Annotated in this window: 13 protein-coding genes; 7 read left to right on the top strand and 6 right to left on the bottom strand. The window is 62.0% G+C overall.

The genetic code is table 11. The features are described from left to right. On the bottom strand, positions 1 to 301 hold a 301-nt coding region (locus ACVWZA_RS11850; protein WP_457311414.1), incomplete at its 3' end, for a transposase. A gap of 187 nt (positions 302 to 488) precedes the next feature. Between ACVWZA_RS11850 and ACVWZA_RS11845 the strand changes: the two genes are divergently transcribed. The 4 genes from ACVWZA_RS11845 (at position 489) to ACVWZA_RS11830 (ending at position 5,274) form a co-directional block, all read left to right on the top strand. Beyond that, positions 489 to 1,946, top strand: a complete 1,458-nt coding sequence (locus tag ACVWZA_RS11845) for a carotenoid oxygenase family protein (RefSeq protein WP_457311400.1) — start codon at positions 489 to 491, stop codon at positions 1,944 to 1,946. A gap of 427 nt (positions 1,947 to 2,373) precedes the next feature. Further along, a complete protein-coding gene (locus ACVWZA_RS11840; RefSeq protein WP_457311399.1) occupies positions 2,374 to 3,576 on the top strand; it encodes a DNA cytosine methyltransferase in 1,203 nt (400 codons plus the stop codon). After that, complete coding sequence (locus tag ACVWZA_RS11835) at positions 3,573 to 4,502, top strand: XamI family restriction endonuclease (RefSeq protein ID WP_457311397.1); 930 nt, start codon at positions 3,573 to 3,575, stop codon at positions 4,500 to 4,502. The genes ACVWZA_RS11840 and ACVWZA_RS11835 overlap by 4 nt, the downstream gene beginning before the upstream one ends. Positions 4,503 to 4,611: 109 nt before the next feature. Then, positions 4,612 to 5,274: a hypothetical protein gene (locus tag ACVWZA_RS11830; RefSeq protein ID WP_457311396.1), complete on the top strand. Its 663-nt coding sequence runs from the start codon at positions 4,612 to 4,614 to the stop codon at positions 5,272 to 5,274. A 73-nt stretch (positions 5,275 to 5,347) separates the two neighbouring features. On the opposite strand, the gene ACVWZA_RS11825 is transcribed toward ACVWZA_RS11830, so the two are convergent. Continuing rightward, complete coding sequence (locus ACVWZA_RS11825) at positions 5,348 to 6,001, bottom strand: TetR/AcrR family transcriptional regulator (protein WP_457311395.1); 654 nt, start codon at positions 5,999 to 6,001, stop codon at positions 5,348 to 5,350. A 98-nt stretch (positions 6,002 to 6,099) separates the two neighbouring features. Between ACVWZA_RS11825 and ACVWZA_RS11820 the strand changes: the two genes are divergently transcribed. The 3 genes from ACVWZA_RS11820 (at position 6,100) to ACVWZA_RS11810 (ending at position 7,940) form a co-directional block, all read left to right on the top strand. Further along, positions 6,100 to 6,624 (top strand): GFA family protein, encoded by a 525-nt coding sequence (locus ACVWZA_RS11820; RefSeq protein ID WP_457311394.1) that lies wholly within the window; start codon positions 6,100 to 6,102, stop codon positions 6,622 to 6,624. A 406-nt stretch (positions 6,625 to 7,030) separates the two neighbouring features. Beyond that, positions 7,031 to 7,519, top strand: a complete 489-nt coding sequence (locus ACVWZA_RS11815; RefSeq protein ID WP_457311393.1) for a helix-turn-helix domain-containing protein — start codon at positions 7,031 to 7,033, stop codon at positions 7,517 to 7,519. 1 nt (position 7,520) lies between these two features. Continuing rightward, on the top strand, positions 7,521 to 7,940 hold the full coding sequence (locus ACVWZA_RS11810; RefSeq protein WP_457311392.1) for a hypothetical protein: 420 nt from the start codon (positions 7,521 to 7,523) through the stop codon (positions 7,938 to 7,940). A 40-nt stretch (positions 7,941 to 7,980) separates the two neighbouring features. Here the strand turns inward: ACVWZA_RS11810 and ACVWZA_RS11805 are convergent, their stop codons facing one another. From ACVWZA_RS11805 to ACVWZA_RS11790, 4 genes are all read right to left on the bottom strand, one after another. Beyond that, positions 7,981 to 8,790, bottom strand: a complete 810-nt coding sequence (locus tag ACVWZA_RS11805; protein WP_457311391.1) for a class I SAM-dependent methyltransferase — start codon at positions 8,788 to 8,790, stop codon at positions 7,981 to 7,983. An 81-nt stretch (positions 8,791 to 8,871) separates the two neighbouring features. Then, entirely contained in the window at positions 8,872 to 10,026 is a 1,155-nt protein-coding gene (locus ACVWZA_RS11800; RefSeq protein ID WP_457311390.1) for an HD-GYP domain-containing protein, read from the bottom strand. Between the two features lie 129 nt (positions 10,027 to 10,155). Next, positions 10,156 to 10,947, bottom strand: coding sequence for a DUF1295 domain-containing protein (locus ACVWZA_RS11795; protein ID WP_457311389.1), 792 nt, complete (start codon positions 10,945 to 10,947; stop codon positions 10,156 to 10,158). Continuing rightward, positions 10,944 to 12,173, bottom strand: coding sequence for an acetyl-CoA acetyltransferase (locus ACVWZA_RS11790; RefSeq protein ID WP_457311388.1), 1,230 nt, complete (start codon positions 12,171 to 12,173; stop codon positions 10,944 to 10,946). The genes ACVWZA_RS11795 and ACVWZA_RS11790 overlap by 4 nt, the downstream gene beginning before the upstream one ends. Between the last annotated feature and the right edge of the window lie 20 nt (positions 12,174 to 12,193).

Genomic DNA, 12,193 nt, shown 5'->3' with positions numbered 1-12,193 from the left:
TCGGCAACAGTCCCGCCTTGCCGAGCGCCCCGGACAAAAAATCGTTCACCAACGTCAGCTCGCCGATCTTGGCGTGCAACGTCTTCACGTCGATCGCCGGCTCCGCAGGTTCACTATGGCCACCCGATCCGAAAACCCCGGCGGCCCCTTCAAGCAACTGCGATCGCCAGGTCGTGATCTGGTTCGGGTGAACGTCAAACTGCTGCGCCAACTCGGCCAACGTCCTCTCGCCTTTCACCGCAGCCAACGCCACCTTCGCCTTGAATGCCGCACTGTGATTCCGGCGCGTTCGCTTCGTCATCTGATCTCCTGTTCGGCAGCCACACTGGCCACCTTCAGGCAGAAACTCCACTTAAACGCTCTGTCCAAAATCCCCGAGCCACCTCTAACCTCGCCCCGAAACCGCCGCCACCATCACGAACCCAATCACTGGACGCCACCCCAATTACCATCCTACCATCCGCGCAGCACGAAAAAGGCAAAAGCCCATGCAGATCACCCGCCTCGACCCCGTCATCGCGACGCTGCAACCGAACAACCACCCGTACCTAAACGGCGCCTGGACCCCGCAGCATGAGGAGGTCACCGCCACCGACCTGCAAGTGATCGAGGGCGAAATCCCCACCGACCTCGACGGCATCTATCTGCGCAACACCGAAAACCAGCTGCATCAGCCGCTCGGCCGCTACCACCCGTTCGACGGCGACGGCATGATCCATCAGATCGATTTCCGCGCCGGCACGGTCAGCTACCGCAACCGCTGGGTCCGCACCCGCTGCTTCGCCGCGGAGCAGGAGGCGGCCGGCTCGCTCTGGGGCGGCCTCGCCGATCGCGCCGGCACGTCGCAACGCCCCGGCTTCGGCGCGCACGGCGCGCTCAAGGACAGCTCAAGCACCGACATCACCGTCCATGCCGGAAAGGCGATCTCGACCTTCTACCAATGCGGCGAAGGTTACATGCTCGACCCCGAAACGCTCGAACCGCTCGGCCTCGCCCCCTGGGTCCCGCTCGACGGCATCTCCGCCCACCCCAAGGTCGACGATCGCACCGGCGAACTGATGTTCTTCAACTATTCGAAACACGCGCCCTACATGCATTACGGCGTGGTCGATCGCGCGGGCAAACTGACCGACTACATCCCCGTGCCGCTGCCCGGCCCGCGCCTGCCGCACGACATGATTTTCAGCGAACACTGGTCGATCGTCAACGACCTGCCCGTCTTCTGGGACGCGGAGCTGCTGAAGCGCGACATCCACGCCGCCCGCCTGCACGACGGCGTCCCCGCCCGCTTCGCCCTGATCCCGCGCCACGGCACCCCGGAGCAAATCCGCTGGTTCGAGGCCGCCCCGACCTACATCCTCCATTTCCTCAATGCCTATGAAGAGGGCGAAGAGGTGGTGATGGACGGGTATTTCCAGGAAAACCCGACCCCCGCGCCGCTCGAGAATGCCGACGGATATGGCCACCTCATGGCCTATGTCGACGAACACAGCTTCAGATCGAAACTGCACCGCTGGCGTTTCAACCTGGCCGACGGCAACACCAGGGAGGAACGCCTCGACGACCGCGTGCTCGAATTCGGTATGATCAACCAGCGCGTCGCCGGCCACCGCCATCGTTATATCTACAGCAGCACCTCGAAACCCGGCTGGTTCCTGTTCAACGGCTTCGTCAAACACGACCTCGACACCGGCGAGTCATGGGAAGTGATGCTGGACGAAGGCCGCTACGCCAGCGAAGCCCCCTTCGCGCCACGGACTGGCGCGGTGGATGAGGATGACGGCTATCTGGTCAGCTTCGTCACCGACGAATTGCGCGGCACGTCGGAATGTATCCTGATCGACTGCAAGCGGTTTGCCGATGGGCCGGTGTGCCGGATTGCGCTGCCGCACAAGATTTCTAGCGGGACGCATGCGCATTGGGCGGAGCGGGCAGTTTTGGGGTAAGTTTGGCCGCTGCCCTCCGAAGGCAGAGGCCAGAGGTTGGTATCTCGTCGGATGCGCCATTTATACTGATGTATTCAATGACTTGTAGATGTCCGAAAAGGATGCTGTTCGTTGCCTACATTGGGCGGCAAATGGGTGGCAAACGTTCTTGGCTGGCTCCGATGCCTGGCGCTTAGCCAAACCAGAACGGAACAGTGGTGCGACAGCTCACTTGGCATTCATGCATTACAAGCTCGATATGTTCCGCTTGTGTTCCGTTGGAACATATGTAGAATGCTGCCATCGGTATTTATTTCGTTGATCGGGCGCATAGTTGGAACGGCGAACCTTGTGACGACCAGCGGTTGACCGTACCCGGCGGTGTCTCTTAGTTAGCGCGAACGTGTTGGGCGAACTGTCGATAATGTCAGGGCTAGAGGACCATTAAATGCCTAATATGGTATCTCTTTTTAGCGGGTTGGGCGGACTTGATGCTGGCTTGGAAGCGGCCGGCTGGCAGTGCGTTCACGCAAGCGACTTGGATCCGCGAGCGGTAGAAAGCTTGCAAGCCAACCGAGGTTTTCGTTTAAGCGGCGGAGTTCGCTTTCTGGATGAGGCAACCATTTCTCACGCTGACATTCGGGATTTGAGCGGGCAAGATATTTTATCCGCAGCGGGCAAGAAAAGGGGCGATATCCAGTTGTTGGCAGGCGGACCGCCGTGCCAATCTTGGAGCAGTGCGGGTCATCAACTCGGATTCGATGATCCTCGTGGCCGGCTTATCGCCGAGTATATGCGGCTTGCCGCGGAATTGGATTGCCGCAACCTTCTCTTTGAAAACGTCCGCGGCCTGGTCACGGCTCGTGGCGCAGATGGAATTCCTGGCTCTGCCTTGGCGTGGCTTCGGGATCAGTTATTTCGCCTCGGTTGGCAGACGAAAGTGGAACTCCTAAATGCTGCCGATTACGGGGTGGCGCAACGTCGCGTTCGTGTGGTGATAATCGGTTATCGCGCTGGCGATGTTCCGAAAAGCCCGGCACCGACTCACAGTAAGGACGGCGGTGACGACACAAGTCGCTGGATTTCGATCTGCGAGAATTTAGCTAAGATCGAAGCTTGCCGCCCCGATGAGGTCATAGCACCGTCCGGCAAGTTAGCTGCCGAACTTGCGGAAATCAGGCCGGGGTCGGGAGTGAAAAGCCCCGGTAAACGAGAATCGACACGACCGGGGGGACATTGGGGGTATAAGCAAGGCGCGTTCGTAGCCGACCCATTGCTACCTGCTCGTACGGTAACGGCAAATGCACAGCAAGACTGGATTAAAGACCCGAAGCTAGGGCTTCGGCGACTTACACCGCGCGAATGTGCTTCGTTGCAAAGCTTTCCATTGGGGTGGAAGGTCATTGGCAAGCGGGCGGATCAATATCGCCTTGTCGGCAACGCTGTACCGCCGCTGCTTGCTCGAGCTATCGGTTCGGCACTCTTGACTGATTGTGATAGCGAGGCAAATCGTGAACTCGTGGCCGGGGAGCTTGCGCCGCTACCTGATCAGCTTCGTTCTGCTATCGCTTACACAATGCGCGAAGAGAATCGCAATGGAGCGTCGCGAAAGGCAGCTCCGGATCGCCGCCTGAAACGTTTAGTTGCGTGACTTCTACTTCGGATACGACCGCCGCTTATCATTTGGCGGCATCAAACCGGGCAATAGAAATATATATCGCCGGCTTGGCCCCAGAGCCGCTCGCGTTGGAGTGGCGACAAGTCACAAGAAGCGTGCGTCGTGAGATAATTAGAACATTGCTTGAAACTAATTATCTTCGCGATGTTTACGGCGTATTGACTACTAGCGGAAGGCATATTCTTGTCTTAAGACATCTTTTTGCTCCGCCGATTAGTCAGGATCAGCTTAAGCTGGTTGCGCCGCTCTATCCAAAGCAAGCCGAAAAGAAGAAAAGTAAATTATCGAAGGCTGCCGCACAACAATTTGCGGATGCCTTTTATGCCCGGCGAGATCATTATCTGACTCCTTGGCTAGACACAAATCACAATCCTACGCGGAGTCAGGTGAAGCGGATAATCGACACGCTTACTCCAATGATTAGCTCACAGATATTCAATACCGTCCGACGAAATAGGATGTCGGATGAGCAGGAGTTGGCCTTAGAAAACCTTCTCATTTCTAAAGGGTGGTCCAAGTTGCCGTCGGTAACACTGGAAAGCCCTTCGGACTTGCGGAGTCTTCATTACATGCGAAAAACGAAGTGTCGATCAAGCAAAACTGCTACAAAGGAAGTTGATATTGCTTGTGGCATAACTCCTAAGCTGATTTTGGCCATGGAGTGTAAGGTTTCTAATGATGGCACTAATTCTGTTAAAAGAGTGAATGACGTTATGGATAAGGTCAAGTCATGGAATGACACTTGGGCGACATTTATTCAAACGGCGGCGCTTCTGCAGGGCGTGGTATTGTACAAGGATGTTGCCCGCATGTTGAATGGCGGCGTTAAAGTTTTTTGGTCGCATGACCTTTCTGAACTCTCCGATTGGCTAGATAAAGAGGTCGGCGAACAGGCCTGATTATTGGGAATTGCGGTGCCACGTGCAATCCCTCCCCAAACTATCGAGATGGTCGAACCCCACCCCCAACCATGCTACAACACACCCGAAACGATCGGAGTATTTTTCGATGCGCGCTCTCGCCGTCGCCGTCGCCATTCTCCTGTCCGCCCCCATTCAGACCGCCGCGCAACGCGCCCCGGCCTCGCGCCTCACCGTCGCGCAACTCAATGACTCGCTCGAACTGGGTCAGGAGATCGAAAGCCGCGCCGATGGCGACCTGAACGGGGACGGCCTGATCGACACAGCCTATATCGCGGGCAGCCCGGATGCGCGCACCGTGACGGTGCTGATCGCGCAGCGCCCCGGCGCGAAGACGCCCTTTCGGCCGGTCGGCAACCTCAAGCTCGAACCGTCGCCGCTCGGCCCCGCCACCGTGTCGATCGCCAAAGGCGTGCTCAAGGTCGAGGATCTGACCGGCGGCACCACCGCGATTTCCGCCATCTATCGCTTTCGTATCGATCCGGGGCAGGGGAAAGGGCAGGGGCGCATGCGGCTGATCGGGCTCGACGCGACGCTCTTCAGCCGCACCTACGCCCATGACGGTTATGAGATGAGCTGGAATCTGCTGACCAGTCACATCGTCACGCGCGACCTGCGCCTCAACAAGGGCGGCGGCGATGCGGCCTATGACAAGGTCTTCGAACATCGCTCCAGGCGGCCGAGCAAGCCGCTCTATATGGAGGATAGCCCCGACCCCGAAATGGTCATGGTCGACCTGCGCAAGCGCTGACCCGGTCCCAAATTATCGGGACGCATACGCATTGGGCGGAGCGGGGCCGGGGAAATGGAACGGCTATCCGCTTTCAGGAACGGGACCGGTCCGGTGCGTAGGCCGCGAGGAAGACTCGAATAGCAGCGGCAATATGAGCGTCCCTTTTGGCGGAGGTCATGCTTGCTCCGTCATCGCCATAGAACATCGCTCGGTTGACCGGCTCACCCATGATCAACCAGTTGAACTGTGTTGCCGCGACCAATGGATCATCGACCGTCAGCAATCCGCGCTGAGCCCAGCGTTCTAATACCGTCGCCAGGCCGCTGATCGCCCGACCCGGCCCACCTTCGTATAGTGCCTTGCCCAGCTCCGGAAATCGCATTGCCTCCCCGATCACGAGCCGGCGAAGCTGCAGCAACTGCGGTGTCAGCGCGATCGTCAACAATCGATCGGCATGCCCGCGAAGCTCGCCCGTCATCTCCGCTGCGTCTGCGGGGTCCTCCATTCCCGTCTGGACCCGGTCGGAAGCATGGCCGGTCAGGCTCTGCACGATCCCGACGAACAACGCCTCCTTGCTCGCGAATTGCTTGTAGACGGTCTGCTTAGAAACCGACGCGAGCGATGCGACCTCGTCCATGCTCGTGCCGAGAAAGCCCTGGCGCAGGAACAATGTCGTCGCCGCATCCAGGATCGTGCGCCGTTTGGATTCCGTTCGGCCCAGGTTTTCGACCGTCGTTTCACTCATCGCTCAATCCTCGTGCGGCCGCATCACCTTGACAGCCAATTATATCGATCAGTACTATACGGTCTAGTTCTAAACGGCCGCATAGATCGGAGATTATCATGAGCAGTCGTGGCGAGGGACAAAAAGCGGCCTGCCGATGCGGGCACGTGGCGTTCGATATCGCCGGCCCACCGATCCTGCACACCAAATGCTATTGCGACAGCTGCCGCACCGCGGGGCAAACCTTCGCGGAAGCTGCCGGCGGAAACTCGGTTGTCGACGATGACGGTGGCACCGACCTCGTTCTTTACCGCAAGGATCGCATCGGATTTATCGGTGGCGGCGACCAGTTGCGCGAGCACCGGCTCAAGCCTGAATCGCCGACCCGGCGAATGGTCGCCGCGTGCTGCGGGACGCCGATGTTTCTGGAATTCACCAAAGGGCATTGGCTGAGCGTCTACGCCGATCGCCTGTTGGCGCCCGTCGCGGCGCTGGATATGCGCGTCATGACCGCCGACCGACCGGAAGGGCCGGCACTTCCCGACGACGTCCCCAAACATGCCAAATACCCCGCCCGCTTCATTCTGAAACTGCTCGGCGCATGGGCGAAGATGGGTTTCCGCAAGCCCAAGGTCGCATGGTGACCCCACCCGGGAAGAGTGCGACGAAGAACACCAATGTCGCCGGCTGCGCCTCATGCTGGTCGATGCGAACAATTATCAGGGCCACCGTCATTCCCGCGAAAGCGGGAATCCCGCTTCTTCTTCTGGCTGCAATTGTGGGGACACCAATTGTGGGGACACCAATTGTGGGGACACAATACTAATCTCGTGGGAGGTGATTTCACTGACGTACGAATATATCAATAAGATATTGATATATAATAATATTTCGCGCGGTGGCTTGCTTGCGCGCCGCGCCGCCCGCGCCCGTTGAGTACCGTGCTCGCGCGCACAAAAGATATACAACAACCGGTGTCCCATATCTCCCCTCGCTCTTCACCCAGCGCCTCGATTCAAACGCCGTTCAACCGCCGCTATCTCGCCCGGCATGGAAACACGCCCCTCGACCTTCAAACCCGCTTATGTCCGCCAGGCGCGAGAGCTTTATGCCGAGGGCCTGACCGATCGCGAGCTTGCCGCGGCATTCGGTGTCTCGCGCAGCACTATTTTCCGCTGGCGCGCCGCTTACCCTGAGTTCGCCGAAGCGACGAAGCTCGGCAAGGAGGTCGCCGACGATCGCGTCGAACGCGCGCTGTACGAGCGCGCGATCGGTTATGAGGAGGAGGCGGTGCGCGTTTATATGCCGACTGGCGCGCAGGAGCCGGTGATCGTCCGCTACAAGCGCGAGGTGGCCGCCGATGTCACCGCCGCGCTGCAATGGATGCGCGCCCGCCGCCCCGGCATCTGGGCTCGCCCCTCCCCGCCGCCTGAGGAAAAGGAAGATTGGGCCGAGGAGATGCGCAAGGCGGCGGAGCGGGTCGAGAGAATAACCTCGCCCGAATACCGTACGGCACTGCATCATCATGCCCGGAAATAGGATGGCGGCCGCCGCCGCCCTGAAGTCTTTCCGGTCATGCGATGTTGCCGCGAGTATCCCGATTCCCCTTGCCGGCGATCTGGCGATAGGACGGGCGCGGATCATCGTGCCTGTCCCCGCCGGCGGTCGCGGAGCCCTGGCGATGACCGAGCGCATGATGATCGGCTTGCTGGGGGTGCTCGCTGCTTTGTCTCCGGCCGGGGCGGCGATGCCGCACCCGTCCGCCGCCCCCGACAAGCCCGTCACGCTCCATCAGGCTCAGGTCGAGGCACGGATCATCGCACCGCCGCAACGCGTGGTAGAGGTGCCGCCACCGCCCGCCCGGCCCGATTCAACCCGACGATCGCCCATGACAATGTCTGGCTGGACTGCGCCTCCACGCGCCGTCCCGCTCTTTCTCATGACTGACAAAAATGGCTGACGGCTCGCGCCGCCGTCGCGGCGCAACCCACTCGTCTCGCCTATTTCGGCTTCACGAACTTCAATGTCATCCGGTCGCTCTCGCCGATCGCCGCATAACGCGCGCGCTCGACATCGCCCTCCTCAAAGGTCGGTGGAAGGGTCCATACGCCCTTGGGGTAATCATGCGTGTCCTTCGGGTTGGCGTTCACCGCGCTCTCCGCGACCAGCTTGAACCCCGCCTTGGTCGCATAGGCGACGACCGAGGATTGCTTCATATAACCGCTCTTGCCTTCCTCGACCCCGACCTGGCCCTCGGGCAGGCGATGCTCCTCCACGCCAAGCGTGCCGCCGGGCTTGAGCATGGCGAACATCTGGTCGAACGCGGCCTGCGTCTTGTCGCTCTCACCGAAACGCCAGTTATGCACGTTGCGGAACGTCAGCACCGCATCCGCCGTCCCTGCGGGTACCGCGGTCGCACCCGCGCCGTCGGGGAAGATCGCGAATTTCGTCGTACGATATGCTTTGGGCGCCGCGGCCTGTTTGGCCTTGATCGCGGCCAGGCCTTTTTCGCTCGCGGCGGCGGCATAGAGACGGCCTTTGCCCGCGAGATAGGGCGCCAGGATCTCGGTGTACCACCCGCCGCCGGGCCAGATCTCGACCACCGTGTCGGTCGGCTTGACCCCGAAAAACGCCAGGGTCTCCGCCGGGTGGCGATATTGGTCGCGCGCCACATTCGCCGCCGATCGCGTCGGTGCCTTGGTCGCGACGATCAGCGTGGCGCCGGGCGCGGCATCCTGCGTCGGGGCGCTGGCGGCACCCATCATCATCGCGGCGAAAATGGGGAGGGCGAAAACGGGCAGGGTACGCATCGATAGTCCTTCCGAAGGGGGCGATGCGGTCATAGCCGGTTGGAACGGCGCTGCACAACCGGCGCAGGCCATGCCGCCGGCCTAGATCTCCCTCGCCGCCGGCCCGCCCAAAGCCGCCGCGCGAATCGCCGGCCAGTCCTCCAGTCCCCAGGCCGCGGCGCTCTCCACCGCCATGACCCGGTCGTGCCGCGTGTCGACATCGCGCCATGCGATGCGCCGTGCGGTCGACGCGCAATAGAATGCGCGGACCACCGGGTTCATCGGGTCGACCTCCGGCCGGTCGCCCGCCACCACGCCGAGCCGCTGGCTGTCGAGCCGGACCAGCGACCCGACCGGGAACGCGCCCAATGTCGGCACGAACACCGACAGCAATTGCCGGTCGAAATGACCCGTCGATCCCGTCATCCACTCGATCGCCTCGCCCGCCGACCAGGCGCGCTTGTACGATCGCAGCGACGTCACCGCGTCATACACGTCGCAGATCGCCGCCATCCGGGCGTAAAGGCTGAGATTGTCGATCGTCTTGCCATACGGATAACCCCGTCCGTCGATCCGCTCGTGATGGTTCAGGCACACATCGATCACCAGCGGCGATATGCCCTCGGTCCGCGAAAGGATCTCGACCCCGCGCTCGGTGTGCGATTTGACCAGCCGGAATTCGTCGCTGGTCAGCGCGCCCGCCTTGTCGAGCACCAGATTGGGAATGCGCGCCTTGCCGATATCGTGGAGCAGCCCGGCCAGCCCGACCTCATGCACCACCGCCTCGTCGAGGTTGAGCTGCCGTGCGAACGCGATCATCAACCCGCACACCGCGACCGAATGGATATAGGTATATTCGTGCCGCCGCTTCAGCCGCGTGACGATCGGCACCGCCACCGGGTCGCGCGCAATCGATGCGGTGATCGCGGAGATGATCGGGGTCAGCGCGCGCAGGTCGATCGCGCGGCCCTCCGTCGCCGCCGCCATCGCCGCCTCGATCGCCACCGCGCCTTCGGCCACCACCGCCATCGCGCGCGATCGCTCCGCTCGCCAATCGCCCGGTTTCGCTTTCAGGTGCAGGGCTGGCCGGCTGGCGGATGGAGAGGCTGTCGGTTTGCCCGGCGACCGCGCAACCGCGACGGCGGGGCTGCGCCAATCCTCCGCGATCAGCCCGGCAACGCGCGGCAATGGTACCGCACCGGCCGTGTTGTCCGCTTTCGGTATCGCCCCGTCACTATCGTCGCGATGGTCCCGCATCGTCCCCATATATGCGCGGATATCAGCCGGAAGGTTAAGGAGCCGTAGGATCGATTGAAAAAAAGCAGTGAATAAAACATTTTAGCGTCAAAAGCGCTGCGGTCGGCCACTGCGCTGCGCAATAATGGCTCAGGCGCGCGGCCACCATGGCACGAAGCCCGACGTCCGCCGCATATACCCCTCATAACCCGGCTTCTTGCGCTTCAACCGCCCCTCGATCGTCGGCGCGCCGGACCAGCGCATCAGCGTCCAGGTCAGCAGCACCGGTCCCGGCAGTGCCCAGGCCCCAGCGCCCGTCTCTGCGGCGATCAGATACAGGCCCCACCAGGTACAGGCATCGCCGAAATAATTGGGATGCCTGGTGTACCGCCACAGCCCGCGGTCCATTACCTGCCCGGCATTGACCGGGTCGCGGCGAAAGCGGGTCAGCTGCCAGTCGCCGATGCTCTCGAACAGGATGCCGAACAGCGTAACCGCTGCCCCGACCATGCCCAGCGTACCAAGCGGCGGCGTGGCGTCGATCTGGCCGAGCTGCACCGGCAGGCACACGATGAACAGCAACGGCGCTTGTATGGCGAATACCAGCAGCAGCGATGCTTTGGCAAAACCCCATCCCCTGGCCGCCTCGACCTTGGCGAACATCGTCTGATAGCGCCGGTCGGGCCCTTGGACACGCCAGCGCCACAGCAGATACAAGCCGAGCCGCACGCCCCACAAAGCGCACAGGCCGAGCAGCAGGGCTTTGCGCGTCGGATCGCCGCCGGTCTGCGCGAAAGTCGTCGCGGCCATGAACACCATGCCCAATGCCCACACGCTGTCGATCGGTGTCACGTCGCGCGTCTTCAGGCAGATCAGCCACAGCATGACGAACAGCGCGACCAGCAACGCCGCGTTGGTGGCGAGCAAGGTGAGGGCAATCATGCTGCCGCGCGCTCGACGATAAAGCTGACCGTGGTGGTGGTCGATCCGCCGATGTTGAGCGTCTGCATCCGTTCCGCACCCTCGACCTGATAGTCGCCGGCTTGGTTTGTCACTTGCTTGTATCCATCGAGCAGCATGCGCACGCCGGTCGCGCCGACCGGATGACCGAGCCCGATCAGCCCGCCCGAGGGGTTGATCGGCAAGCGCCCGCCGCGATCGATCGACCCATCCTCGATCGCCTGCCACGACTGGCCCGGCTCGGTCAGGCCGAGATGGTCGATCGCCATATATTCGGTCGCGGTGAAACAGTCGTGCGTCTCGACCGCGTCGAGCTGCGTTACGCCCGTGATGCCAGCGCGGGCGCGGGCATCCTCGATCGCTCGGCGTACCTGCGGATAGACGAAAGGCTGACCCTTGCTCGCCGCGAACTTCTGCGCCGCGCCGATCGGTGCGGTGCGGTGACCCCAGCCGGTGATCCGCGCGAGGCTGCTCAGCGGCACGCCGCGTTTGCGGGCATAGTCCGCGGCACGCTCGGCCGAGGCGAGGAACACCACCGCCGTCCCATCGGTCACCTGGCCGCAATCCATTTTCCGAGTGCGGCCCTCGACCACCGGATTGGCCGCGTCATCGGCGGTGAAGCTTTCCGGCGTGAAGCGATGACCCCGGGTCTGGGCATTGGGGTTGCGTTTGGCGTTGCCGAAATTGACCTCGGCGATGCGCATCAGATGCTCGTATTTCAGGCCGTAACGCTGGTCATATTCCTCCGCCAGATCGGAAAAGGCGCTTGGCCAGACGAACGCGGCATCCTGATATTCATGGCCCGCCCAGGCGGCGGCGGCGAGATGCCCGGCGGCCGTCTTGCCCGGCACGTTGCGCATCTGCTCGATCCCCATGACGCAGGCCAGGCCGTAGCGCCCGGCGTCGATCTCGGCGGTAGCGGCGAGCAACGCTACGCTGCCCGATGCGCAAGCCGCTTCGTGCCGTGCGGCCGGCATGCCGTCGAACGCCGGATCGGCCAGGCCGAAGAATCCGCCGAGCTGCCCTTGCCCGGTGAGCAGTTCGGCGGTGAAGTTGCCGACATGCCCGGTGTCGATCTCGCTCGCGTCGAGCGCGGTGGCGGCCAGGCCCTGATTGACCCCTTCGACAAACGCCTGGCCGATATCCATGCCCTGCCGGCTCCAAACGGCGGAAAAGTCGCTCTGCCAGCCGCCAAGGATATAGACCATGTTGCGCTCTCCCACGCTAT

The organism is Sphingomonas sp. UYAg733, from assembly GCF_054057355.1.
This window is presented reverse-complemented; position numbering and strand designations above follow the sequence as displayed.

Excerpts from the sequence above, each read along its gene's own strand:
- ACVWZA_RS11795 (WP_457311389.1), bottom strand. The coding sequence starts at position 10,947 with ATGATTGCCCTCACCTTGCTCGCCACCAACGCGGCGTTGCTGGTCGCG.
- ACVWZA_RS11805 (WP_457311391.1), bottom strand. The coding sequence starts at position 8,790 with ATGCGTACCCTGCCCGTTTTCGCCCTCCCCATTTTCGCCGCGATGATG.
- ACVWZA_RS11820 (WP_457311394.1), top strand. The coding sequence starts at position 6,100 with ATGAGCAGTCGTGGCGAGGGACAAAAAGCGGCCTGCCGATGCGGGCAC.
- ACVWZA_RS11810 (WP_457311392.1), top strand. The coding sequence starts at position 7,521 with ATGGCGGCCGCCGCCGCCCTGAAGTCTTTCCGGTCATGCGATGTTGCC.
- ACVWZA_RS11845 (WP_457311400.1), top strand. The coding sequence starts at position 489 with ATGCAGATCACCCGCCTCGACCCCGTCATCGCGACGCTGCAACCGAAC.
- ACVWZA_RS11800 (WP_457311390.1), bottom strand. The coding sequence starts at position 10,026 with ATGCGGGACCATCGCGACGATAGTGACGGGGCGATACCGAAAGCGGAC.
- ACVWZA_RS11840 (WP_457311399.1), top strand. The coding sequence starts at position 2,374 with ATGCCTAATATGGTATCTCTTTTTAGCGGGTTGGGCGGACTTGATGCT.
- ACVWZA_RS11825 (WP_457311395.1), bottom strand. The coding sequence starts at position 6,001 with ATGAGTGAAACGACGGTCGAAAACCTGGGCCGAACGGAATCCAAACGG.
- ACVWZA_RS11830 (WP_457311396.1), top strand. The coding sequence starts at position 4,612 with ATGCGCGCTCTCGCCGTCGCCGTCGCCATTCTCCTGTCCGCCCCCATT.
- ACVWZA_RS11790 (WP_457311388.1), bottom strand. The coding sequence starts at position 12,173 with ATGGTCTATATCCTTGGCGGCTGGCAGAGCGACTTTTCCGCCGTTTGG.
- ACVWZA_RS11815 (WP_457311393.1), top strand. The coding sequence starts at position 7,031 with ATGGAAACACGCCCCTCGACCTTCAAACCCGCTTATGTCCGCCAGGCG.